The organism is Streptomyces sp. NBC_01092 (genome assembly GCF_045039535.1).
Taxonomy (GTDB): Bacteria; Actinomycetota; Actinomycetes; order Streptomycetales; family Streptomycetaceae; genus Streptomyces.
In genome coordinates, this window is record NZ_CP108659.1 from 4007464 (window position 1) to 4030875 (window position 23412).

18 protein-coding genes are annotated in these 23412 nt (G+C 71.4%); 7 read left to right on the forward strand and 11 right to left on the reverse strand.

The annotated features are described in order from the left end of the window. The first annotated feature begins 16 nt into the window (after positions 1–16). Positions 17–376, forward strand: a complete 360-nt coding sequence (locus tag OG254_RS18010) for a nuclear transport factor 2 family protein (protein WP_405582960.1) — start codon at positions 17–19, stop codon at positions 374–376. A 48-nt stretch (positions 377–424) separates the two neighbouring features. Here the strand turns inward: OG254_RS18010 and OG254_RS18015 are convergent, their stop codons facing one another. The 3 genes from OG254_RS18015 to OG254_RS18025 form a co-directional block, all read right to left on the reverse strand. Further along, on the reverse strand, positions 425–2002 hold the full coding sequence (locus OG254_RS18015) for a von Willebrand factor type A domain-containing protein (RefSeq protein ID WP_405582962.1): 1578 nt from the start codon (positions 2000–2002) through the stop codon (positions 425–427). Between the two features lie 148 nt (positions 2003–2150). Beyond that, on the reverse strand, positions 2151–3014 hold the full coding sequence (locus OG254_RS18020) for an ABC transporter permease (RefSeq protein ID WP_147999367.1): 864 nt from the start codon (positions 3012–3014) through the stop codon (positions 2151–2153). Beyond that, positions 3011–5662 carry a CocE/NonD family hydrolase gene (locus tag OG254_RS18025; protein WP_405582964.1) on the reverse strand — a complete coding sequence of 884 codons (2652 nt, stop codon included), beginning with the start codon at positions 5660–5662 and terminating at the stop codon, positions 3011–3013. The genes OG254_RS18020 and OG254_RS18025 overlap by 4 nt, the downstream gene beginning before the upstream one ends. On the opposite strand from OG254_RS18025, the gene OG254_RS18030 reads away from it, so the two are divergent. After that, positions 5661–6059 carry a GNAT family N-acetyltransferase gene (locus OG254_RS18030; RefSeq protein ID WP_405582966.1) on the forward strand — a complete coding sequence of 133 codons (399 nt, stop codon included), beginning with the start codon at positions 5661–5663 and terminating at the stop codon, positions 6057–6059. The two genes, OG254_RS18025 and OG254_RS18030, sit on opposite strands and share 2 nt — an antisense overlap. Before the next feature lie 25 nt (positions 6060–6084). Here the strand turns inward: OG254_RS18030 and OG254_RS18035 are convergent, their stop codons facing one another. From OG254_RS18035 to iolC, 6 genes are all read right to left on the reverse strand, one after another. Beyond that, complete coding sequence (locus OG254_RS18035) at positions 6085–7482, reverse strand: APC family permease (RefSeq protein ID WP_405582968.1); 1398 nt, start codon at positions 7480–7482, stop codon at positions 6085–6087. 204 nt (positions 7483–7686) lie between these two features. Next, on the reverse strand, positions 7687–9189 hold the full coding sequence (mmsA, locus tag OG254_RS18040) for a CoA-acylating methylmalonate-semialdehyde dehydrogenase (RefSeq protein ID WP_405582970.1): 1503 nt from the start codon (positions 9187–9189) through the stop codon (positions 7687–7689). A 103-nt stretch (positions 9190–9292) separates the two neighbouring features. Beyond that, complete coding sequence (iolD, locus tag OG254_RS18045) at positions 9293–11179, reverse strand: 3D-(3,5/4)-trihydroxycyclohexane-1,2-dione acylhydrolase (decyclizing) (protein WP_405582972.1); 1887 nt, start codon at positions 11177–11179, stop codon at positions 9293–9295. After that, entirely contained in the window at positions 11176–12024 is an 849-nt protein-coding gene (iolB, locus tag OG254_RS18050; protein ID WP_405582974.1) for a 5-deoxy-glucuronate isomerase, read from the reverse strand. The genes iolD and iolB overlap by 4 nt, the downstream gene beginning before the upstream one ends. A gap of 7 nt (positions 12025–12031) precedes the next feature. Further along, positions 12032–12922 carry a deoxyribose-phosphate aldolase gene (locus OG254_RS18055; protein ID WP_405582976.1) on the reverse strand — a complete coding sequence of 297 codons (891 nt, stop codon included), beginning with the start codon at positions 12920–12922 and terminating at the stop codon, positions 12032–12034. Next, positions 12919–13869: a 5-dehydro-2-deoxygluconokinase gene (gene iolC, locus OG254_RS18060; protein WP_405582978.1), complete on the reverse strand. Its 951-nt coding sequence runs from the start codon at positions 13867–13869 to the stop codon at positions 12919–12921. Before iolC ends, OG254_RS18055 begins: the two co-directional genes overlap by 4 nt. A 629-nt stretch (positions 13870–14498) precedes the next feature. Here iolC and OG254_RS18065 point away from each other — a divergent pair. Then, entirely contained in the window at positions 14499–14699 is a 201-nt protein-coding gene (locus tag OG254_RS18065; protein WP_351199987.1) for a MerR family transcriptional regulator, read from the forward strand. Positions 14700–14764: 65 nt separating this feature from the next. After that, a complete protein-coding gene (locus OG254_RS18070) occupies positions 14765–15331 on the forward strand; it encodes a GNAT family N-acetyltransferase (RefSeq protein ID WP_405582980.1) in 567 nt (188 codons plus the stop codon). On the opposite strand, the gene OG254_RS18075 is transcribed toward OG254_RS18070, so the two are convergent. Continuing rightward, positions 15312–16355 (reverse strand): zinc-dependent alcohol dehydrogenase family protein, encoded by a 1044-nt coding sequence (locus tag OG254_RS18075; protein WP_405582982.1) that lies wholly within the window; start codon positions 16353–16355, stop codon positions 15312–15314. The genes OG254_RS18070 and OG254_RS18075 overlap by 20 nt on opposite strands. 121 nt (positions 16356–16476) lie before the next feature. Further along, positions 16477–18720, reverse strand: a complete 2244-nt coding sequence (locus tag OG254_RS18080; protein WP_405582984.1) for an MMPL family transporter — start codon at positions 18718–18720, stop codon at positions 16477–16479. Positions 18721–18880: 160 nt separating this feature from the next. On the opposite strand from OG254_RS18080, the gene OG254_RS18085 reads away from it, so the two are divergent. From OG254_RS18085 to OG254_RS18095, 3 genes are all read left to right on the forward strand, one after another. Beyond that, positions 18881–19573: a TetR/AcrR family transcriptional regulator gene (locus tag OG254_RS18085; protein WP_351199996.1), complete on the forward strand. Its 693-nt coding sequence runs from the start codon at positions 18881–18883 to the stop codon at positions 19571–19573. A gap of 241 nt (positions 19574–19814) precedes the next feature. Beyond that, the gene (locus OG254_RS18090) at positions 19815–20054 is read left to right on the forward strand and encodes a heavy-metal-associated domain-containing protein (RefSeq protein ID WP_351199998.1); all 240 of its coding nucleotides are present in this window, start codon (positions 19815–19817) and stop codon (positions 20052–20054) included. Positions 20055–20062: 8 nt separating this feature from the next. After that, positions 20063–22447 carry a heavy metal translocating P-type ATPase gene (locus OG254_RS18095; RefSeq protein WP_405582987.1) on the forward strand — a complete coding sequence of 795 codons (2385 nt, stop codon included), beginning with the start codon at positions 20063–20065 and terminating at the stop codon, positions 22445–22447. Positions 22448–23412 lie beyond the last annotated feature (965 nt).

Sequence of the window (23412 nt, forward strand, 5' to 3'; positions counted from 1 at the left end):
CCATCAGGAGACCGGCATGCGCACCAACCAGCCCCAGGACATCGCTCCCGACGCCCTGCCCCAGGTGATCACCCGCTATCTGGACGCCCACCGCGCCCATGACACCGCCACCGCACTCGGCGCCTTCCACTCGGACGCCACCGTGACCGACGAAGGCAAGACCCACCGGGGAGCCCCGGCGATCGAGACGTGGCTGACCCATGCCGCCGGCGAGTACACGTACACGATCGAACTCACCGGCGCGGAGAAGGTCGACACGGACCACTACGTCGCCACCCACCACCTGGAGGGCAACTTCCCGGGCGGGGTGGTGGACCTGCACTACCGCTTCACCCTCAGCGACGGCCTGATCGAGGACCTCGTCATCGAACCCTGACCGGCGTCCACGCAAGCCGCCCCGGGCGGGACCCACGGCACTCGCCGCTCAACGCCGCTCAGCCATCAACCCGCCCGCCCGGCCGATCGCCTCGGCCAACTGCGACACCTCCCCGTCCTCCGTCTCCCTCGCCAAGTCCTCGGCGTGTTCCTCCAGGTCGCGCAGGGACGGAGCGGCGGGGAGGGAGCTCCAGCGGTCGTCGCCCGAGCGCAGGGCGTCTGCGAAATAGGCCGCCGTGGCCGTGACCTGGAAGCGGGGGCTTGCGCTCCAGACCGAGTCCTGGAGGGAGCTCGTCTCCACGCGGCCCGACTCCTCGTGCGGGGCGCGGGAATCGGGGTCGAGCCAGCGGACGCTCGCCGTGGCGAGGTGGCCCTCGGTGCCGGGCTTGGTGTGGACGGCGTAGAGGGCGGTGACGGTGTGGCCGGGGCCGGTCTCGCCGCCGTCGACGCTGTCGTCACGGAAGTCCTCGTCGGCGACCTGACGGTTGTCGTAGCCGATGAGGCGGAAGTCGGAGACGGTCGCCGGGTCGAAGGCGATCTGGGCCTTGGCGTCGCGGGCGGTCAGGTCGATGTTGCGCGGGAGGTCCTCGCAGAAGACCTTGCGGGCGTCGTCCTCGGTGGAGACATAGGCCGTGTGGCCGTCGCCCTTGTCGGCGAGGCGTTCCATCAGGGCGTCGCCGTAGTCGCTGCCGACTCCCACGCCGAACAGGGTGATTCCGTGCTCGCGGCGCTGGGACGCGATGCGTTCGAGGATCGTGTCCGCGTCGGTGTCGCCCGTGTTGGCCAGGGCGTCGGAGACCAGGACCACGCGGTTCGTGGCGCCCTCCCTCATGCCTTCCACAGCCGTCTCGTAGCCCGTCTCCACTCCCGCGCCGAGGTTGGTGGAGTCCGTGGGTTCCAGGGTGGCTATCGCGTCGTGGACCTCGTCCCGGTTGCCGCCCAGGCGCGTCATCGGCAGGACCGTCTCCGCCTCGTCGCTGAAGGTGACGAGGGCGACCGAGTCGTCGTCGCGCAGCCGGTTGGTCATCACGCCGAGGGAGCTCTTCGCGAGGTCGAGGCGGCCCGGTTCGGCCATGGAGCCGGAGATGTCGATGACGAAGGTGAGGGCGGCGGGCGGGCGTTCACCGAGGTCGGAGGCGGGGCGGGTGGCCAGGCCGACCCTTACAAGGGACCAGTCCTCGCGGTCGGTGCGGGCGCCGTCCACGGTGACCGAGAAGCCGTTGCCGTCGGGGCGGACGTAGTCCTGGCGGAAGCTGTTGACGAACTCCTCGGGGCGGACCGTCGAGGGGTCGGGCAGGCGGCCCTCGGCGAGGGTGCGGCGGGCGTAGCCGTAGGACGCGGTGTCGACGTCCAGGGCGAAGGTGGAGAGGTAGTCGGGGGCGGGTGCGAACTCCCGCGATTCGGAGTCCGACTCGTCGCCGTTCTTCTGCTCGCCCGTGCCGCCCGTACCGCCCGTACTTCCGCCGCCGTTGGCGTAGCCGGGGGCCGGGCGGCCGCTGGGGTAGGTGCTGTTGTCTGCCGAGGAGTGGCCGCCGTCGCCCCCGCCACAGCCCGTGAGCAGCAAGCCGCCCGCCGTGGTGAGCGCGAGCAGCACTCCGCGCAGCCGTCGTATTCGGTACCGCTCCATCTTCCGTGCCCCCTTGGTCCGTTCACGTCGACTTTCTGTGACTGTGACGGGCCAGGGGGCCGGAACGTGCGCTACGGAGCGTTGCGGATGAGTCTCGAAGAGGCCACGGGGGACGGGTGTCGAGACCGGTGGGTGATCTTCCGGTGACCTACGACACCACGTCCTTGCGGGCAAAACCGCGGAAGGCCAGCGCGAACAGGACCAGGGCGTACGTTATGGAAATCGCCGTGCCCTGGATCATGCCGGACCACTCGGGAGTGGGCTGGACCGCGTCCGCCCACGCGAACTGCCAGTGCGCGGGCAGGAAGTGGCGCCAGTCGCCGAGCGCCGTCACCGCGTCGAGGACGTTGCCGACGATCGTCAGACCGACCGCGCCGCCGACCGCGCCGAGCGGGGCGTCCGTCTTGGTCGACAGCCAGAACGCCAGGCCCGCGGTGACCAGTTGGGACACGAAGACATACGCCACGACCACCAGCAGGCGCTGCGCCGCCGTCCCCGAGTCCAGCGAGCCGCCGGTGGGGATCTGCAGCGGGCCCCAGCCGTAGGCCGCCGTGCCCACGGCGAGTGCGACGAGCGGCAGCAGGACCATCGCGGCCAGGCTGAGCCCCAAGCCCACCACGAGCTTGGACCACAGCAGGCGGATCCGGGGCACGGGCGCCGCGAGCAGATAGCGCAGGGAGGACCAGCTGGCCTCCGACGCCACCGTGTCCCCGCAGAACAGTGCGACGGGGATCACCAGCAGGAAGCCCGCGGAGACGAACAGGTTCACGGCGGCGAAGTTCGCGCCGGACGCCGTGGCCGTGTCCATCAGGGTGATCCGGTTGCCGCCGGCGTCCGGCTCGCCGCCGATCGCGAACGCCGCGACCAGCACGAACGGCAGGACGGCGAGGATGCCGAACATGACCAGCGTGCGGCGCCGCTTGAGCTGGCGGACCAGCTCGACCCGCAGGGGCAGGGTGCGGCCCGCCCGGTAGCCGGAGGCGACCTCGGTGCGCTCGGTGAGCGTGCTCATGCGGAGCCTCCGATCAGGGTGAGGAAGGCGTCTTCCAGGCGGCGGTGCGGGCCCACCGACTGAACGGGGACTTCCAGCCGTACGAGTTCGGCGACCAGGCGCGTCGCGCTGCCGTCGGCGTCGAGGCGGACCAGGAGTCCGTCGTCGGTGCGCACGGCCGAGGCCACGCCCGGCAGGGCGGCGACCTTCTCGGCGACCGGCTCCTCCACGGCCGTGGCCGTGCCGACCAGCAGCGTGTCCCCGGAGCCGATGATCTCGGCGACCGGGCCCGCCTGCACGAGGCGGCCGCGGTCCATCACCACGAGGTGGGTGCAGGACTGCTCGACCTCCGCGAGCAGATGGCTGGAGACGATCACCGTGCGGCCGGCGGCCGCGTAGCGGATCATCACCTCGCGCATCTCGCGGATCTGGGGCGGGTCGAGACCGTTGGTCGGTTCGTCGAGGATCAGCAGGTCCGGCATGCCCAGCATCGCCTGCGCGATGGCCAGGCGCTGGCGCATGCCCTGGGAGTACGTGCGCACCGCGCGGGCCAGCGCGTCGCCGAGCCCGGCGATCTCCAGGGCCTCGTCGAGGTGGGCGTCCTCGGCGGGGCGGCCGGTGGCCTGCCAGTACAGCTCCAGGTTCTCCCGGCCCGACAGGTGCGGCAGGAAGCCCGCGCCCTCGACGAAGGCGCCGACCCGGGACAGGACGGGCGCTCCGGGCCGGATCGCGTGGCCGAAGACGCGGATCTCGCCGACGTCCGGCTTGATCAGGCCCATCAGCATGCGCAGGGTCGTCGTCTTGCCGGCGCCGTTCGGGCCGAGGAGTCCGAGGACCTGGCCCTTCTCGACGCGGAAGGACAGGTCCCGTACCGCGTACCGGTCCTGCGAGCCCGCGTACCGCTTGCTCAGGTCGGTGATCTGCAGCGGGACCTCGGCCAGCTCGGGGTCGGGCGCCGGGGTCGCGGTGCGGCGGCGGGCCGTCAGCAGCAGGGCCAGGGCGATGCCCGCACTCGTGAGCGGCAGCCACCACACCCAGGACGGCAGCGGGGCGGCGGCGGTGCTCACACCGGGCGCGGTCGGGACCGTCAGGTCGCCCTTCAGGGAGATCGTGTACGTCGCCGGCGCGACCGGCGAGGCGTAGCCGAGGTCCGTGGAGGAGACGACCAGGCGCAGCCGGTGGCCGCTCTCGATGTCGTGGTCGACGGCGGGGAGCGTGAGCGTGACGTCCTTGCCGGCCTTGGCGTCCTGGACGCGCAGGGGCGTGACCAGCTGGGACGGCAGCACCTGCTGGGTGCCGTCGGCGCCGACGTCGTAGACCTTGGCGAAGAGCACCGCGTCCTCGCTGGTGGACTTCACGTGCACGGTCGCCGTCGGGGAGCCGGTGATGCGCAGGTCGTCGGTGACCGGCGCCGACTCGAAGGCGGCGAACTGGCCGGGGAAGTCCAGGGACACCCCGACGCCGAGCGAGGACAGCTGGGCGAGGCCGCCGGCGCCGCCGAGTCCGGGCAGGGCCGAGACGGCGGGCGGGCTGGCGCCGGCCGGGTTGGCGAAGCTCTGCTCGCGGCCAGTGAGGGCGATGGACTTCGTGCCGCTGTCCAGGCCCGGGTAGGAGTCCGCGCTCGCGCCCCGCAGCAGGGCCTGGCCGTCGGTGGAGTCGACGCCTCCGGTGCGGGTGACCCGGAAAGCCGGGCCGGTGTCGGCGCCCTTGTCGTCCTTGAGGTAGCGGTCGAACCAGGACTGGACGCGGGCCTGGATCCGGTCCGTCTCCATGTCGCCGCCGTCATGGCCGCCGGAGATCCAGTCGACGTCGACGGGGGCGCCGTTGGCCTTGATCGCCTTCGCCGCCTGGTCGGCCTGGCCGAGCGGGAAGAGGGAGTCGGACTGGCCCTGCATCAGCAGGGTGGGCACCTTGATGCGGTCGCCGACGGCCGACGGCGAGCGCTCTTCCAGCATGCTGCGGGCCTGCGCGTCCGGGGTGCCGGACTCGGCGACCCGCTCGTACATCTCGCAGATCTGCTTCTCGAACTTGTCGCAGCCGCCCGCCGAGTTGACGAAGATGCCCGCCCAGAGCTTCTTGAACACGCCGTTCGGGAACAGGGCGTCCGCGAGGTTCCAGTACGTGATCGCCGGGGCGATGGCGTCCACGCGGTCGTCGTATCCGGCGGCCAGCAGGGAGATCGCGCCGCCGTAGGAGCCGCCCGCCATGCCGACGCGCGGGTCGCCGGTCTTGTCGAGCTCGACCTGGGGCTGCTTCGCCAGCCAGTCGAGCAGCCTGGAGACGTCGGCGACCTCGCCCTTCGGGTCGTTCAGGCCGACCTCGCCGGTCGACTTCCCGAAGCCGCGGGCGGACCAGGTCAGGACGGCGTACCCGTCCCGGGCGAGGTCCTCGGCCTGCTGCCGTACGTCGTCCTTGCTGCCGCCGAAGCCGTGCGCGAGCAGCACGGCCGGGCGGCGGCCGCTCGCGGCGTCCGTGAAGTACGAGGTGTCGACGCGCACCCCGTCACCCATGTCCATGACCCGGTCGGCGCGGCGCACCGCGGGCGCGTCGTCGTCGGCCGACGCGACAGTCCACGTACCGGCACCGGCTATGACGACGACAGCGGCCGCGGCGGCCAGCAGCCGCCGCGGCCCCCGTAGTGCGCGAAGCCCGGGCAATCGAAGATCCATGGTTCAACGGTACGGGGCGAACCTGTCGGGGAGTTATCTACCGCAGGCCGAACCACGGCCCCTCCCACGGAAGTACGAGCCCCCTCCCGTGTACACCAGCCGTGGTACGAAGGCACATGGACATCCGTCGGCCGGCCACGCTTGCGGGGTCGAGACCGTGCACCCCGACAAGGGCGCCGAGATGTTCCTGTACGAGCTGGGGGTGGCCGAGCCATTTCGGCGGCGGGGCATCGGGCGGGCGCTGGTGGGGCGGCTCGACGCGCTGGGGCGGGAGCTGGGGTGCTACGGGATGTGGGTGCTGGTCGACTCCGACAACGACGTCGCCCTCGCCACCTACCGGAGTGCGGGTGGCAAGGACGACGGGTCGTGCTCGGTGGTGACGTGGGACTTCGGCTGACGGCCGGGCGGCCGTCCGCCGGCGGTCAGTCCCGCGCGTCCTGCGGGACCGTCACCAGCCAGCGCGTCGCGCGGCGTGGGCGCAGGTACAGGGCCCAGTAGACGGTGGCCGCGGCCGTGATGCCGCCGGTCCACAGCAGATGCGCGGTCTCCTGCTGGGTGAGGATGTAGCCGAGGACCACGATCAGCAGGACGGGCATCGCCGGCCACAGCGGCATCCGCCAGGCGCGGGTGTGCCGGTGCGCGCCGCGCCGGGAGAGCAGCGCGGCGACCGCGACGAGCAGGTACATGCCGGTCACCGAGACACCCGTGACGCCGTACAGGGTGTCGAGGTTGACGAAGCACAGGGCCGCGCCGGGCACGCCGACCGCGAGGGTGGCGACCCACGGTGAGCCGAAGCGGCCGAGCTTGGCCAGGACGTTGTTGACCGGCTCGGGCCAGGCCTTGTCGCGGGCCGAGGCGAACAGCACGCGGGAGTTCTGGATGACCATCACGATGCCGGCGTTGATGATCGCGAGGGCCACGCAGAGGCTGACGAAGGTGCCGACCGCGGAGTTGGACCAGGCGGTGACCATGGTGGAGATGTCCCCGCCGGTCAGCTCCTGGAGGTTCGACGCGCCGAGGGTGATGGCGACGACCGGGACCAGGATGATCACGGCGGAGATGCCGAGGGTGACCAGCACCGTGCGGGCGACGTTGCGGCGCGGGTTCTCCATCTCCTCGGAGAGGTAGACGGCGGTCGAGAAGCCCTGGGTGACGAAGAGGGCGATGGCGAGCCCGGAGACGATCAGCAGAGCCGTCACGGCGTCCGTACGGCCGTCCGCGCCGGCCACGTCCATCGAGACCAGGCTGCCGGGGCCACGCTCGGCGTGGGCGAAGCCCAGGACCGCCACGACGGCCGCGGCGATGACCTCCAGGACCAGGAAGACGCCGGTGATCCAGGCGTTGGCGCGCAGGTCCAGCAGGCCGGCGAGGGTGGCGAGGAGCATGACGCCGGCGCCGGTCATGGCCGGGTCGAGGTGGACGATCGGGGCGAGGTAGTCGGCCGTGCCCATCGCGATCACCGGCGGGACGACCATGACGACCAGCAGGGAGAGCACGAACACGAGCCAGCCCGCCAGCCGTCCGGCCAGCGTGGAGACCATCGCGTACTCGCCGCCCGCGCTGGGGATGAGGGTGCCCAGCTCCGAGTAGCAGAACGCCACGGCGACGCACAGCAGGGAGCCGATGGCGATGGTGAGGGCGGTGGCGGTGCCGAGCGAGCCGAACAGGTCGGGGACGACCACGAAGAGGGTGGAGGCGGGGGTCACGCAGGAGAGCGTGAGCAGGGTGCCGCCGACCACGCCGATGGAGCGCTTGAGCTTCTGGGGGCCGTGAGACGCCTCGACGACGGCGCCCTCGACGGGGGTGAGGGTGTCGGTCACGAGGGGGATGCAACATCGACGGAAACCATCGCGTCAATGGGTGTTCACCTACGGAATTCGTGGCGAGAGTCCATCCCGGCGCGCGTTAACGTCGCGTCAAGGCCGCGTACTGGGCGCCTTCCGGGCGTGCGGGAACCGCAGCGCGGGCGCACAAAAAAATGGGGCCGTCCGCGATGCGGACGGCCCCTGACGCTCGGCTCGGCGTCAGTGGTTGCGCGGGAACCCGAGGTCGACGCCGGTGGGGGCGTCGGCGGGGTCGGGCCAGCGGGTGGTGACGACCTTGCCGCGGGTGTAGAAGTGCGTGCCGTCGTTGCCGTAGATGTGGTGGTCGCCGAAGAGGGAGTCCTTCCAGCCGCCGAAGCTGTGGTAGCCGACGGGGACCGGGATCGGGACGTTCACGCCGACCATGCCGGCCTCGATCTCCAGCTGGAAGCGGCGGGCGGCGCCGCCGTCCCGGGTGAAGATCGCGGTGCCGTTGCCGAACGGGGAGGCGTTGATCAGCGCCACGCCCTCCTCGTACGTCTCGGCGCGCAGCACGCACAGCACCGGGCCGAAGATCTCGTCCTGGTACGCCTTCGCGCTGGTCGGGACCTTGTCGAGGAGCGAGAGGCCGATCCAGTGGCCGTCCTCGAAGCCGTCGACCGTGTAGCCGGTGCCGTCCAGGACGACCTCGGCGCCCTCGGCCGCGGCGCCGGTGACGTAGGAGGCGACCTTGTCGCGGTGGACCTTGGTGATCAGCGGGCCCATCTCGGAGGTCGGGTCGTTGCCGGGACCGATCTTGATCTTCTCGGCGCGCTCGCGGATCTTCTCCACCAGCTCGTCGCCGATCGCACCGACCGCGACGACCGCGGAGATGGCCATGCAGCGCTCGCCCGCGGAGCCGTAGGCGGCCGACACGGCGGCGTCGGCCGCGGCGTCCAGGTCAGCGTCCGGGAGGACCAGCATGTGGTTCTTCGCGCCGCCGAGCGCCTGGACGCGCTTGTGGTTCGCGGCGGCGGTGGTGTGGATGTAGCGGGCGATCGGGGTCGAGCCGACGAAGGAGACCGCCTTGACGTCGGGGTGCTCCAGGAGCCGGTCGACGGCCACCTTGTCACCGTGCACGACGTTGAACACACCGTCCGGCAGACCGGCCTCGGCCAGCAGCTCGGCGAGCTTCATCGACGCCGAGGGGTCCTTCTCGGACGGCTTCAGCACGAACGTGTTGCCGCACGCGATGGCCAGCGGGAACATCCACATCGGCACCATCGCCGGGAAGTTGAACGGCGTGATGCCCGCGACCACGCCCAGCGGCTGACGGATCGAGGACACGTCCACCCGGCTGGCGACCTCGGTCGACAGCTCGCCCTTCAGCTGCACGGTGATCCCGCACGCCAGGTCCACGATCTCCAGGCCGCGCGCGACCTCACCGAGCGCGTCCGAGTGCACCTTGCCGTGCTCGGCGGTGATCAGCTCCGCGATCTCGTCCCGGTGCGCGTCCAGCAGCGCCCGGAACTTGAACAGGATCGAGGTACGCCTGGCCAGCGAGGACTGGCCCCAGGAGACGTAGGCGTCCTTCGCGGCGGCGACCGCCGCGTCCACCTCGTCGACCGAGGCGAAGGCGACCTTCGTGGTGACCGCGCCGGTCGCCGGGTCGGTAACCGGCCCGAACGTGCCCGACGCGCCTTCGACGGACTTGCCGCCGATCCAGTGGTTGACGATCTTCGTCATGACCGGTTACTCCTTCACTCAGGTTTGCCTCACGATGTCCGCGCCGGTCATGCGGGCCAACCTGCTTTTCTGCTGGGGGTCCGGGGGTTATCCCCCGGGAGATTCAGCACAGATGGCGGCGTCGGGTCGAGACGTGCCGTTCGTACAGCTCCCGTGCCTTGACCGCCGACGGTCGCGTCGCGGTCTCGGCCACAGGAACATCCCACCAGGCCTGCGCGGGTGGCGGGCCCGACACTGTGTCTGCCGTTTGGGTCTCGACGTAGACACATGTGGGAGTGTCCGCGGCGCGGGCCTCGGCGAGCGCCTCCCGCAGATCGCTCACGGTCTTCGCACGCAGCACCCGCATGCCCAGGCTGGCGGCGTTGGCGGCCAGGTCGACGGGGAGCGGGGCACCCGTGAACGTGCCGTCGTCCGCGCGGTGGCGGTACGCCGTGCCGAAGCGCTCGGCGCCCGTCTCCTCCGACAGGCCGCCGATGGACGCGTACCCATGGTTCTGCACGAGCAACACCTTGATCGCGACGCCCTCCTGCACGGCGGTCACGATCTCCGTCGGCATCATCAGATACGTGCCGTCGCCGACCAGCGCCCAGACGTGGCGCTCGGGAGCGGCCAGCTTCACGCCGATCGCGGCCGGGATCTCGTAGCCCATGCAGGAGTAGCCGTACTCCAGGTGGTACTGGTCCCGCGAGCGTGCCCGCCACATCTTGTGCAGGTCGCCGGGGAGGGAGCCGGCCGCGTTGATGATCACGTCCGACTCGTCCACGATCGCGTCCAGCGCGCCCAGGACCTGCGGCTGCGTCGGCCGTACGTCGGGCTCGTCGGCCTCGTAGCAGGCGTCGACGCGCTGCTCCCAGCGTTCCTTGTCCTCGATGTACTCGGCGCTGTAGCTGTCGGCGACCCGGTACGCGTGCATGTCCAGGGCCGCGGTCAGCTCCATCAGGCCGCTGCGGGCGTCCGCGATCAGCGGCATACCGGCGAGCTTGTGGCCGTCGAAGGGCGCGATGTTGAGGTTGAGGAAGCGGACGCCGTCGGCGGCGAAGAGGGTGCCGGAGGCGGTGGTGAAGTCGGTGTACCTCGTCCCCACTCCGATCACCAGGTCGGCGGTGCGGGCGAGTTCGTCGGCGGTGGCGGTGCCGGTGTGGCCGACGCCGCCCACGTCCTGGGGGTGGTCGAAGCGCAGGGAGCCCTTGCCTGCCTGGGTGGAGGCGACGGGGATGCGGGTGACCTCGGCGAACTCGGCGAGGGCCTCCTCGGCGCGGCTGTGGTGGACACCGCCGCCCGCGATGACGAGCGGCCGACGGGCGCCGCGGATCGCCCGTACGGCCTCGGCGAGTTCGGTCGGGTCGGCGCCCGGCCGGCGGACCACCCAGGTGCGCTCGGCGAAGAGGCCGTCGGGCCAGTCGTACGCCTCGGCCTGCACGTCCTGCGGGAGCGCCAGCGTCACGGCGCCGGTCTCGACGGGGTCGGTGAGCACCCGCATGGCTTGGAGAGCCGACGGGATCAGGGCTTCGGGGCGGGTGATCCGGTCGAAGTACCTCGACACCGGGCGCAGACAGTCGTTGACGCTGATGTCGCCCGCGTACGGCACTTCGAGCTGCTGGAGGACCGGGTCGGCGGGGCGGGTGGCGAAGACGTCGCCGGGGAGGAGCAGGACCGGGAGGTGGTTGACGGTGGCGAGGGCGGCGCCGGTGACGAGGTTGGTCGCGCCGGGGCCGATGGACGTGGTCACCGCGTGGGTGGACAGCCGGTTGGACTGCCGGGCATAACCGACGGCCGCGTGCACCATCGCCTGTTCGTTGCGGCCCTGGTGGTACGGCATGACATCGCCGTACTCGATGAGCGCCTGGCCGATCCCGGCGACGTTGCCGTGGCCGAAGATGCCCCAGGTCGCGTCGATCAGGCGCCGGCGTACGCCGTCGCGCTCGGTGTACTGGGCGGACAGGAAGCGGACGAGCGCCTGTGCGACCGTGAGCCTCGTCGTTGAGGTCATCGGTACCCCTCTGTGCTCTCTACGTGGTCCGGATGGAAGCAGATCCGCCACTCCCGGGTCTCCCCCGGACCGGCCATGACATTGAGGTAGTACATGTCGTGGCCGGGTTGAGCGATCGACGGGCCGTGCCAACCGTCGGGGACCAGCACGGCGTCACCGGAGCGGACCTCCGCGAGGACATCGGATCCGCCCTCACGCGAGGGGAATACGCGCTGATAGCCGAGACCGTTCGGGCCGTCGATCTCGAAGTAGTAGATCTCCTCCAGCTCGGATTCCTCGCCGGGCCGCGTCTCGTCGTGCTTGTGCGGCGGGTACGACGACCAGTTGCCGCCGGGAGTGATCACCTCGACGGCGATCAGCCGGTCGCAGTCGAAGGCGTCGGCGGAGGCGAAGTTACGGACCCGTCGCAGGCAGGTGCCGCTGCCGCGTTCCTCGACGGGTACCTCCGGCGCGGGGCCGTAGCGGGCGGGGAGTCTTCGCTCGCACTTCGCTCCTGCCAAAGCAAAGCGGCCACCCGCGCCGGAGGCGATCTGTGCCCGGGCGTCACGGGGCACGTAGGCGAAGTCGGTGACTCCACTGAATACGCTGCCCCTGCCCAGGAGTTGGTATTTCTCGTATCCGATGTCCACGGTGCATCCGCCGTTCAGCGGAAGCACGATCCATTCACTGTCGCCGGTGGTGAACATGTGCGTGCCACCTGGCTCCAGTTCCACGATCCGCAGGCTGCTGTGGGTCCACCCGGCCCGCTTGGGGTCGATGTCGAGCACGTAGTTGACATCGGCGGTGGTGCCCCTCGGGACGTACAGCGCGTTGCTCGTCCCGGTGCGCGGCTCGCGGTTCGTCATCAGGCCCTCACAGCAGTCCTACGGCGGTGTCGACGGCGGCGGCCACATCCCCGTCCGCCGGGTAGAGCAACGATCGGCCCACCACCAGGCCCCGCACGGTGGGCAGTTGGAGGGCACCCCGCCACTTCTCGTATGCCCCGGCTTGTTCCTCGATGGAGCCGCCGACCTCGCCGCCGAGCAGGACCGCCGGCAGCGTGGAGGTCTGCATGACCTCGGCCATGTCGTCAGGGTTGTCGGTGACCGGGAGCTTCAGCCAGGTGTAGGCCGAGGTGCCGCCGAGGCCGGAGGCGATGGCGATGGACCTGGTGACGGCCTCGGCGGACAGGTCGTTCCTGACCTTGCCCTCGGCGGTGCGGCTGCTGATGAACGGCTCGACGAAGACCGGGAGTCGGCGTGCGGCCATGTCGTCGATGGCGCGGGCGGTGGACTCCAGCGTGGTGAGGGAGCCCGGGTCGTCGTAGTCGACGCGCAGCAGCAGCTTGCCGGCGTCGAAGCGCAGCCGCTCGATGTCCTCGGCGCGGTGGCCGGTGAAGCGGTCGTCGAGCTCGAAGCTCGCGCCCTGCAGGCCGCCGCGGTTCATCGAGCCCATGACGACCTTGCCGTCGAGGGCGCCGAGCAGCAGCAGGTCGTCGAGGATGTCGGCGGTGGCGAGGACGCCGTCGACCCCGGGGCGGCCGAGCGCCAGGCAGAGGCGTTCGAGCAGGTCGGCGCGGTTGGCCATGGCCAGCCCCCGGCCGCCGACGCCGAGGGCGCCGCGGGCCGGGTGGTCGGCGGCGACGATCATCAGGCGGCCGTTGTCGCCCAGGAGCGGCCGGCGCGGGCGGCGGGCGGCGGCCTCCGCGACCGCCTCGGGGCGCTGGGTGCGCAGGCGGACCAGTTCGGCGATGTCGACGCTCACTTGACGGCCCCCACGGCGATCGCGGCCTCGATCTCGTCGGGCGTCGGCATCGCGGAGGAGCACTCCAGGCGGGAGGCGACGATGGCCCCGGCGGCGTTGGCGTGCCGCATGATCTTCTCCAGGTCCCAGCCTTCGAGGAGCCCGTGGCAGAGGGAGCCGCCGAAGGCGTCACCGGCGCCGAGACCGTTGAGCACGTTCACGGGCAGCGGTGGCACCTCGGCCTGGTCGCCCTTGCTGTTGACGGCGAGAACGCCCTTGGGGCCCTGCTTGACGACGGCGATCTCGACTCCGGCGTCGAGGAGCGCACGGGCGGCGGCGTGGGGCTCGCGGACGCCGGTCGCGACCTCCACCTCGTCGAGATTGCCGACGGCGACGGTGGTGTGCTTGAGCGCTTCCGCGTAGAAGGGCCGGGCGGTGTTCGGGTCGTTCCAGAACATGGGGCGCCAGTCGAGGTCGAAGACCGTGATGCCGGACTTGGCGCGGTGGGCGAGGGCGGCGAGCGTCGCCGTACGGCTGGGCTCCTCGCTCAGGCCGGTGCCGGTGACCCAGAAGACGCGGGCGTCGCGGATGGCGTCCAGGTCCAGCTCGTGGGCGTCGATCTCCAGGTCCGGGGCCTTGGGCTGCCGGTAGAAGTACAGCGGGAAGTCGTCCGGCGGGAAGACCTCGCAGAAGGTGACCGGGGTGGGCAGGCCGGGGACCGGGGTGACCCAGCGGTCGTCGACGCCGAAGCCCTGGAGGGCCTCGTGGAGGTAGGTGCCGAAGGGGTCGTCGCCGGTGCGGGTGATCACCGCGGTCTGCCGTCCCAGGCGGGCGGCGGCGACCGCGACGTTCGTCGCCGAGCCGCCGAGGAACTTGCCGAAGGACGTGACCTGCGGCAGCGGGACGCCGGTCTGCAACGGGTAGAGGTCCACTCCGATCCGCCCCATGGTGATCAGGTCGTACGCCATCGGCTTCCCTTGTCTCCCTTGTCACGGCTCTCGTGTCACGGCTCTCGCGCCGACGCCGGCGCGCGCTCGACGTGCGTCGGGCTCTCTCCGGCTTTGTAGCCCTGGTCGGGGAGGCCTGTCAATGTTTTGTCCAGACATTCGAACCAGGTCCTCCGGGGAGAAGCCGGGCGCCCAGGGGGGTGGAGGGTTCCGTTAGTGGGCGGGTGCGGGTTTGTGTGTGGCTTGTCGCTCCCCCAAGTTTCTCGACTTCGCTCGAACAGGGGGGACCCCCATCGCGGCGGAGCCGCAAATCGATAACAGCCCCGCGCCCCTGTGGGGGCGTTGCAGGATGGGTGGGTGACGAGTGCCGTGCGGTCGGGGGCAGGGGAGCCGGGCGGCCGCTGGTTGTCGATGCGCCGCACCCTCACGCCCGCGCACGCCATTGCGTCGCCTGTGTAACAAAGGCACGTTTCCCGTCACGCATGTCCCAAGTACGCGGGGTTTGCGTCACACCCCGTGCACAGGCCCTATCGCCTTCTCACTCTGCGTCGTTGACCGGACACAGGCTTTGTGATCGCCAGCGCAGCGCACGGTCCCCCCGACGACCAGCCCCCGGTCGCCGCCGCGGCGCGCGCGGGGAGGTGCAACTGATGACCGACCGAAGGCTCTGGTCGTACAAGGAGATCGCCGCGCACATCAAGGTGCAGCCCGACACCGTCCGGTCCTACCGCAAGCACGGGCTGCTGCCGCCGCCGGACCATGTCGAGGGCGGCAAGCCCTTCTGGTACGCCGACACCGTCCGCGCCTGGGTGGCCTCCCGGCCCGGCAACCGCGGCCGAAGAGTGGACTGACCTCGTGGACTGACCTCCCGGAAAACCACCTGTGCCCCACCCGGTGTGTGGGGCACAGTCGTGCCATGAGCGACTTCTCCGTCAAGCCCGTACTCACCGGCGACCGGACCGTGCTGCGCCCCTTCACCGAGGCCGATTCCGAGACGATGTGGGAGATCATCGGCGACCCCGAGGTGGAGCGCTTCACCGGGGAGTCGCCCGCCGAGCTCACCCCCGAGCGGGTGCGAGCCTGGTACGGATCCCGCAGCGCCCAGCCTGACCGCCTCGACCTCGCCGTCACCGACCGGGCCACCGGCGAACTGGTCGGCGAGGTCGTGCTGTACGCGTGGGATCCGCAGGCCCGCAGCTGCACCTTCCGCACCCTGATCGGCCCGGGCGGTCGCGGCCGGGGAATCGGCACCGAGGCGACCCGCCTCATCATCGGCCACGGTTTCGGTCAACTCGGGCTGCATCGGATCCAGTTGGAGGCGTACTCCTACAACCGCCGCGCCCTGCACGTCTACGAGAAGGTCGGGTTCGCGACGGAAGGGATACGGCGGGAGATCGAGCTGAGGGACGGCGAGTGGGTCGACGAGGTCATGATGGCCCTCCTCGACCACGAGTGGGCCGCCCTCAGCTCCACGGCTCGATGACCGTCACCCCCGCACCCGGCGCCGTCCCGAGTGCGGTCAGCGCAGCCGGCACCGCGTCCAACGGGATCGTCGACGTCACCAGCAGATCCGGCCGCAGCACCCCCGCGCGGACCAGCTCCAGCATCGCCGGGTAGGTGTGGGCGGCCATGCCGTGGCTGCCCAGGAGTTCGAGCTCCAGGGCGATCGCGCGGGCCATCGGGACCGGGGTCGTGCCGGACTCCGAGGGCAGCAGGCCGACCTGGATGTGCCGGCCCCGGCGGCGCAGCCCGTTGACGGAGGCCGCGCAAGTGGCGGGCGAGCCGAGGGCGTCCAGGGAAAGATGGGCTCCGCCGCCGGTGAGGTCGTGGATCGCCGCCGCCGTGTCGGGCACGCTCGACGCGTCCACGCACTGCGCGGCCCCGAACTTCCGCGCCAGGTCCAGGGCCCGGGGTGAGACGTCCACCGCGACGACCCGCGCGCCCGAGGCCGCCGCGATCATCACCGCCGACAGGCCCACCCCGCCACAGCCGTGTACCGCGACCCACTCCCCCGCAGCGACCCGGCCCTGCTGCACGACCGCCCGGAACGCGGTGGCGAACCGGCAGCCCAGCGAGGCCGCCGTCGCGAAGGACATCTCCTGCGGTACGGCGACGAGGTTGACGTCGGCGTGGTCCAGCGCGACGTACTGGGCGAAGGAGCCCCAGTGGGTGAAGCCGGGCTGGGTCTGGCGCTCGCACACCTGCTGATCGCCCGCCGCGCACGCCGGGCAACTCCCACAGGCGCACACGAAAGGCACGGTGACCCGGTCGCCGGGGCGCCAGCCGGTCACCCTCTCGCCCACCGACTCGACGACACCGGCGAGTTCATGGCCGGGCACATGCGGCGGCGTGATGTCCGCGTCGTGCCCCTGCCAGCCGTGCCAGTCGCTGCGGCACAGTCCCGTCGCCTCGACCCGGACCACGACCCCGTGCTCCTTCGGCTCCGGATCGGCGACCTCCCGCACCTCGGCCGGCTCCCCGAACCGCTCGAACACGACAGCACGCATCCGCCTCACCTCACCTTCCGGCCCGCCCGGCAATCCCGGCACCGCATGGAGGTGATCCCCATGCGGCCCGGGGGTGATCCCCGCGCCGCCCGGCACAGAGATCACCCGTCCGACGGGAACGCTAGCCGGGCACCGCCACCTTGTCCCGCTCCTGCGCATCCGCCGGCTCCGGCTCCCCGCCCGACTCGCTCAGCCCGAACCTGTCATGGAGCCGCCTGAGCGGTCCCGGCGCCCACCAGGTCGCCCGCCCCGTCAGACGCATCACCGCAGGGACCAGCAGGCTGCGGACGATCATCGCGTCCATGACCACCGCCAGGGCGATGCCGAGGCCGAGCATCTTGGTGTTGGTCACCCGGGAGGTGCCGATCGCGACCATCACCACCGCGAGGATCACAGCGGCCGCGGTGATCAGGCCGCCCGTGCGCTGCAGGCCGTGCCGCACCGCCTGGTCGTGGTCGCCCGTCGCGTCGTACTCCTCCTTGATGCGGGACAGCAGGAACACGCCGTAGTCCATCGACAGACCGAAGGCGACGCAGAACATCAGCACCGGCAGGGTCGTCTCGATGGAGCCGGGACTGGTGAAGCCGAGCAGGCCGGAGAGATGGCCGTCCTGGAAGACCCAGACCACCGCGCCGAACATCGCCGTCAGGCTGAGCGCGTTGAGCACCACCGCCTGGATCGGGATCAGCACGCTGCCCGTCAGCAGGAACACCAGCAGCAGGGTGACGATCGTGATGAACGCGGCCGCGAGCGGCAGACGCTCGGCTATCGCGTCCTTGGAGTCGACCAGGACCGCCGCCGCGCCGGTCACCTTGGTGTCGAACGGCGCCTCGGTGGCGCGCAGATCGTCGACCAGGCCCTGGGCCGGGTCGTCCACCGCCTCGCCCTTCGGTAGCACCGTGAAGTACGCCGACTCGCCCTTCACGAGCGGCCCGTCGACCCGGAGCACCTCCGGGAGCGCGGCGATGCGTTCCTTGTAGTCGGCGTACTGCGCCTGGGTGGCCCGCCCCTCGGCGAGCACCTCCAGGCCGCCGCCGGGGCTGCCAGGGAAGCCGTCGCGGATGTGCTGCTGCACGACATGGGACTCGGCGCTCGACGGCAGCTGGCGGTCGTCCGCCGTGCCGAACTTCACGCCCAGGAAGGGCAGTCCGAGCAGGACCAGGACGGCGGTGGTGCCGAGGGCGAAGAAGGGGGCGCGGCGCATGACGAGGCTCGCCGTGCGGGCCCAGGCCCTGCCCTCCGTCGCACCGGCCGCCTGACCGGAGTCCTGCTGAGCGGCGTCCTTCGCCCGCCCGCGCCGGAACAGGCGCCGCAGGTCCAGGGCGTTGACGCGGTGGCCGAGCAGGACCAGGGCCGCCGGCAGCAGGATCAGTGCGGCCGCGGCGGCGAGCAGCACCACCGCGATCCCGGCGTAGGCGAAGGACCGCAGGAAGTACTGCGGGAAGAGCAGCATCGCCGCCAGTGACACCGCGACCGTCAGGGCCGAGAACAGGACCGTGCGTCCGGCGGTGCGCAAGGTGGTGCCGACCGCCGGCAGGGGTTCGGCGCCGGTGGCGAGTTCCTCCCGGAAGCGGCGGACGATGAACAGTGCGTAGTCGACGGCGAGGCCGAGGCCGAGGGCCGTGGTGAGGTTCATCGCGAAGACCGACACGTCGGTGAGCTCGGTCAGGCCGCGCAGCACCGCGTTCGTGCCGAGGATCGCGACGATGCCGATGCCGAGCGGCAGCAGGGCCGCGACCGCGCTGCCGAAGACCATCACCAGCAGCACCAGGGTGACCGGCAGCGCGATCACCTCGGCCCGGATCAGGTCCTCCTGGATGGTCGTCTGCATCTCGTGCCGCACCGCGACCGGGCCGCCGACGCTCACCTCCACCGGGCCGTGCGCGCCCCGGAACTCGGGCGCGATGCGGTCCAGGGTCTCCCCCATCTGCTTCTCTTCGCCGGTGATCCGGGCGGCGATCAGCGCCTCATGGCCGTCCTCGGCGCGCAGGGCCGGGGCCGCCGAGGGGGCGGCCTGCCAGTAGGAGCCGACGCCTATGACGCCCTTCTCGCCGGCCAGGCGGGCCACGAGGCGCCGCGCCTCGGCGGCGACCGCCGGGTCGTCCACCGATGCGTCGCCCGCGTCCACGAGGAGCAGGAGATTGGGCTGGGAGGCGGGGAACTCGCGCTCCAGTGCCTTGGTCGCGTAGGTCGACTCGGCGTCCGGGTCCTCCCAGCCGCCGCTGCCCAGCCGGTCGGCGACGCCGCTGCCGGCCAGCACGGCGAGCGCGGTGATCACCAGGGCCACCAGCAACGACAGCCGAGGGCGTGCCGTCACGAAGCGGGTCCAGCCTCCCACTCGGGGTGGCCTGTTGACTTCGGTCATTGTGCGGTGTCCCCTTCACCCTGATCCGTGCCGTGCAAGCGAGGCGGCATGGAGCCGCCACTGCCATAGACTGGCAAACACGAGACATCGCTCGCGTTTCTCTAGAATGCGAGCGACCACTCGCGTTTGTCAATCGCGTTCGGAAAGCTGGGGATAACTCGTGTCCGCCAACCGGGAGAAGGACAGCCAGGGCAACCAGGACCGCCAGGAGAAGGAGCAGCCGCGCCGCCGTCAGGCCCGCGGTGAGCGCCGTATCGCCCAGCTGCTCGAGGCCGCGGCCACCGTCTTCAGCACCACCGGCTACACCGCCGCCAGCACCAACGCCATCGCCCGCGAGGCCGGCGTCTCACCCGGCACGCTGTACCAGTTCTTCCCGAACAAGGAAGCGATCGCCATCGAGCTCGGCGACCGGCTCATGCACGAGATGCGTGAGATGTACGGCGAGGCGCTCGCCCCGGTCGATCCCGCGACCCCGCTGGATGAGGCCGTCACCGCGGCCGTCGACCGGTTCATCGCCTTCAACTGCGCGCACCCGGTGTTCTTCGCGCTGATGCACGGCCCCGACATCCCCGGCCGCATGGCCGAGGAGCACGACGCCCTGCACGCGACCCTGCTGTCCCGGATCGAGGGCCTGCTCCTGTCGTTCCTGCCGGACGCCGACCCGGCCGTCCTCGCCCGGACCGCCCACATGTGCCTGGGCCTGTACAAGGCGGGCCTGGAGCTGGTGCTCGCCCACGAGGGCGCGGAGCGCGACGCCTACGTCCAGGAGCTGAAGAACGCCCTGATCCGCTATCTCGACCCGCTGGTGGGCGAGAGCCTCGGCCAGGGCGAGGCGGCCCGTACCGCGACGTGATGGGCCGGTACCGATAGGTGTGCATGGATCAGCTCCCGGATTCGGGGGGGACCCCGCGACCCACTGTCTCCCGCCCCGGGCACACCCGCATCCCGGAGCGAGGACGCGGTACACGCCGAACGCGCGTGCTGTACCGACAGGGGCCACCCCTCTTTGAGCAGTACCCCGTAGGGGTATACCGTTGAGGCGAAGGGACCCCCCGGGTCCCCTCAGCCCCACATGCCTCGACGAGGAGAACCACATGACCGCCCAGACCGACACCTCGGGTTCCGTCACCGCCGTCTACAAGGTGAGCGGCATGAGCTGCGGGCACTGCGAAGGGGCCGTCTCCGGCGAGATCTCCGAACTCCCCGGCGTCAGCTCGGTGAAGGCCGTCGCCTCGACCGGTGAGGTCACCGTCGTCTCCGCGGCCGCGCTCGACGAGGAGACCGTGCGCGCGGCCGTCGACGAGGCCGGCTTCGAACTGGTCGGCAAGGCCTGACTCTGGTCATGACCAGCACCACGGACGAACCGCCGATAGCCGGGCCGACCGGCGCGACCGACACGGCCGGGACGACGCCTGCACCCGGCAGGACCGCGACGACGCCCGCGCCCGGCCCGGCCGACAGCGCCGCCCCCTCGGACGTCGAGCTGCTCATCGGCGGGATGACCTGCGCCTCCTGCGCGGCACGCGTCGAGAAGAAGCTCAACCGCATGGACGGCGTGACCGCCACGGTGAACTACGCGACGGAGAAGGCCAAGGTCAGCTACCCCGCGGGCATCGAGGTCGCCGACCTGATCGCCGTCGTGGAGAAGACGGGGTACACCGCCGAGGAGCCCGCTCCCCCGCACCCCGCGACGCACGAGCCGCAGCAGGCTCCGGAAGACCCCGAACTGACGGGCTACCGCCAACGCCTCACCGTCTCCGTGCTGCTCGCCGCCCCCGTGATCGCGCTGTCGATGATCCCGGCCCTCCAGTTCGACAACTGGCAGTGGCTCGCGCTCACCCTCGCCTCGCCGGTCGTCGTCTGGGGCGGACTGCCCTTCCACCGGGCCGCGTTCACGAACGCCCGGCACGGCGCGGCCACCATGGACACGCTGATCTCGATGGGCACGCTGGCGGCGTTCGGCTGGTCGCTGTGGGCGCTCTTCTTCGGCGACGCGGGCATGTCCGGCATGCACGACACCTTCGAGTTCACCGTCTCGGGCACGGACGGCGCCTCGCAGATCTACCTCGAAGTGGCTTCCGGCGTCGTCACTTTCCTCCTCCTCGGCCGCTATCTGGAGGCCCGCTCCAAGCGCCGCGCGGGTGCGGCCCTGCGCGCCCTGATGGAGCTGGGCGCGAAGGACGTCGCCGTGCTGCGATACGAGGGGGGCGAGCGCGAAGCGCTCCCGGTTGAGGGCGGTGGTGGGAGACGGGCGGGCGGACGCGAGGTCCGCGTTCCGGTCGACCGGCTGGCCGTCGGGGACCGGTTCGTCGTACGGCCCGGCGAGAAGATCGCCACCGACGGCACCGTCGTCGAGGGTGCCTCCGCGGTGGACGCCGCCCTGCTGACCGGCGAGTCGGTGCCGGTGGACGTCGCGGTCGGGGACGCGGTCACCGGGGCCACGGTCAACGCGGGCGGGCGGCTCGTCGTCGAGGCGACCCGGATCGGCGCCGACACCCGGCTCGCGCGGATGGCGAGGCTGGTGGAGGACGCGCAGAACGGCAAGGCCGAGGTGCAGCGGCTCGCCGACCGGATCTCCGCGGTCTTCGTCCCGGCGGTCATCGTCCTCGCGGTCGCCACCTTCGGGGCCTGGCTCGGCCTCACCGACGACACGGTCGCCGCGTTCACCGCGGCCGTCGCGGTACTGATCATCGCCTGCCCGTGCGCCCTGGGCCTGGCCACCCCCACGGCCCTCATGGTCGGCACCGGACGCGGCGCGCAGCTCGGCATCCTCATCAAGGGCCCCGAGGTGCTGGAGTCCACGCGCCGGGTCGACACCGTCGTCCTGGACAAGACCGGCACGGTCACGACCGGCCGTATGAGCCTCCAGAAGGTGTACGTCGCCGAGGGCGCCGACGAGGAGCAGGTGCTGCGGCTCGCGGGCGCCGTGGAGCACGCCTCCGAGCATCCCTTGGGCCGGGCGGTCGCCGCCGGCGCCGACCACCGGTTCGGCCCCCTGCCGGAGGTCGAAGGGTTCGAGAACGTCCCCGGCCGGGGCGTTCGCGGGCGCGTGGAGGGCCATGACGTGGCCGTGGGGCGCCTCTTCGACGCGCTGCCCACGGAGCTGGCCCGGGCCCGGGACGAGGCCGAGAGGGACGGTCGTACGGCTGTCGTGGTCGGGTGGGACGGAGCGGCGCGAGGTGTCGTGGCCGTCGCGGACACCGTCAAGGAGACCAGCGCCGAGGCGGTGCGCGAGCTGCGTGCGCTGGGGCTGACGCCGGTGCTGCTGACCGGGGACAACCGGCTGGTCGCCGAGGCGGTGGCGGACGCGGTCGGTATCGATCAGGTGATCGCGGAGGTCCTGCCGGAGGAGAAGGTCGAGGCGGTACGGCGGCTGCGGAGCGAGGGGCGCTGCGTGGCCATGGTCGGCGACGGCGTCAACGACGCGGCCGCGCTCGCCACCGCCGATCTGGGGCTGGCCATGGGGACGGGCACGGACGCGGCGATCGAGGCGAGCGATCTGACGCTGGTGCGCGGCGATCTCCGGGTGGCGGCGGACGCCATCCGGCTGTCCCGGCGGACGCTGGCCACGATCAAGGGGAACCTCGTGTGGGCCTTCGGGTACAACGTCGCCGCGTTGCCACTGGCCGCGGCGGGGTTGCTGAACCCGATGATCGCGGGGGCCGCGATGGCGTTCTCCTCGGTGTTCGTGGTGTCGAACAGCCTTCGACTCCGGACGTTCCGGTGAATTCATAGTAAGAACCCCGCTAAGCACCTCTGGAGTCCGACGCCCGGCTCACATAAGCTCTTCACAAGGCTCGCGCATCATCCTTACGCTTGGGTCCCGATCGCCATATCGGGTCTCTTGCGTATCTAACGGACATATGCAAGAGACGCAGATCACAGTGATGTGAACGTAACCATCGAAGGGGTTCGAAGGTCTAAGTTGACGATGTCAGGGAGCGTCTTGGGGGGCGCCAACTGGCATCTGAGGATGTCTTGGGGGACTTCCTCAGAGTTGCGTTGCCGGGGCACGTACGTCGGGAAGCTTTGAGCGGCCCTCCCGACCGTGCGCTGTCCCGGCAGACCGCACTCAACCATGAGTACGACGAGTTTTGCTCGTTCTGCTCAACGCAATACCGAAAGACAGCGATTCAGGCGCTGCTCTCTCAGACGCCCGGCCGGATCCCGTGGGGGGAATCCGCACCGGGACATGGGAAGGCGCCCTGGACGTCGGCCCGTGGGGGGACCGGCGCCAGGGCGCCTTCCTTCTTTTTACCTACGGCGTGCGTGCGCGCCCCAAGGGGCGCGGGACGGTATCCATGTGCGGCTCCGACGCGATGGGGGTCCCCCTGCCCGAGCGAAGCCGAGAGCTTGGGGAGCGACCAGCCACGACGAACCCGCAGCCGACGAACAACCCCCGGACCCCCGGCCGACCTCGCAACCCCGCGGCCACGAGGCCCTGCCCCGAGCGAGCCCTGCCATCGCGCGGCCGAAGCCCGAAACACACCACCACCGACCGAGCACCGACAAGCGGCGCCCCCTCAGCGGAGCGTCTAGCGCTCCTCCACCGGCACGAAGTCGCGCTCGACGACGCCCGTGGCCGTGCCGCCCGGGGGCAACCCCCGGACCCCCGGCCGACCTCGCAACCCCGCGGCCACGAGGCCCTGCCCCGAGAAAGCCCGGCCGCCACGCGACCGAAGCCCGAAACAC

Bases quoted from the DNA above. Each gene is read 5' to 3' on its own strand.
- OG254_RS18065 (WP_351199987.1), top strand. From the start codon at position 14,499: ATGACCGACCGAAGGCTCTGGTCGTACAAGGAGATCGCCGCGCACATC.
- OG254_RS18030 (WP_405582966.1), top strand. From the start codon at position 5,661: ATGGTTCAACGGTACGGGGCGAACCTGTCGGGGAGTTATCTACCGCAG.
- iolB (WP_405582974.1), bottom strand. From the start codon at position 12,024: ATGACGAACCGCGAGCCGCGCACCGGGACGAGCAACGCGCTGTACGTC.
- OG254_RS18090 (WP_351199998.1), top strand. From the start codon at position 19,815: ATGACCGCCCAGACCGACACCTCGGGTTCCGTCACCGCCGTCTACAAG.
- iolC (WP_405582978.1), bottom strand. From the start codon at position 13,869: ATGGCGTACGACCTGATCACCATGGGGCGGATCGGAGTGGACCTCTAC.
- OG254_RS18025 (WP_405582964.1), bottom strand. From the start codon at position 5,662: ATGGATCTTCGATTGCCCGGGCTTCGCGCACTACGGGGGCCGCGGCGG.
- OG254_RS18070 (WP_405582980.1), top strand. From the start codon at position 14,765: ATGAGCGACTTCTCCGTCAAGCCCGTACTCACCGGCGACCGGACCGTG.
- iolD (WP_405582972.1), bottom strand. From the start codon at position 11,179: ATGACCTCAACGACGAGGCTCACGGTCGCACAGGCGCTCGTCCGCTTC.
- OG254_RS18015 (WP_405582962.1), bottom strand. From the start codon at position 2,002: ATGGAGCGGTACCGAATACGACGGCTGCGCGGAGTGCTGCTCGCGCTC.
- OG254_RS18095 (WP_405582987.1), top strand. From the start codon at position 20,063: ATGACCAGCACCACGGACGAACCGCCGATAGCCGGGCCGACCGGCGCG.
- OG254_RS18075 (WP_405582982.1), bottom strand. From the start codon at position 16,355: ATGCGTGCTGTCGTGTTCGAGCGGTTCGGGGAGCCGGCCGAGGTGCGG.
- OG254_RS18010 (WP_405582960.1), top strand. From the start codon at position 17: ATGCGCACCAACCAGCCCCAGGACATCGCTCCCGACGCCCTGCCCCAG.
- OG254_RS18080 (WP_405582984.1), bottom strand. From the start codon at position 18,720: ATGACCGAAGTCAACAGGCCACCCCGAGTGGGAGGCTGGACCCGCTTC.
- OG254_RS18020 (WP_147999367.1), bottom strand. From the start codon at position 3,014: ATGAGCACGCTCACCGAGCGCACCGAGGTCGCCTCCGGCTACCGGGCG.
- mmsA (WP_405582970.1), bottom strand. From the start codon at position 9,189: ATGACGAAGATCGTCAACCACTGGATCGGCGGCAAGTCCGTCGAAGGC.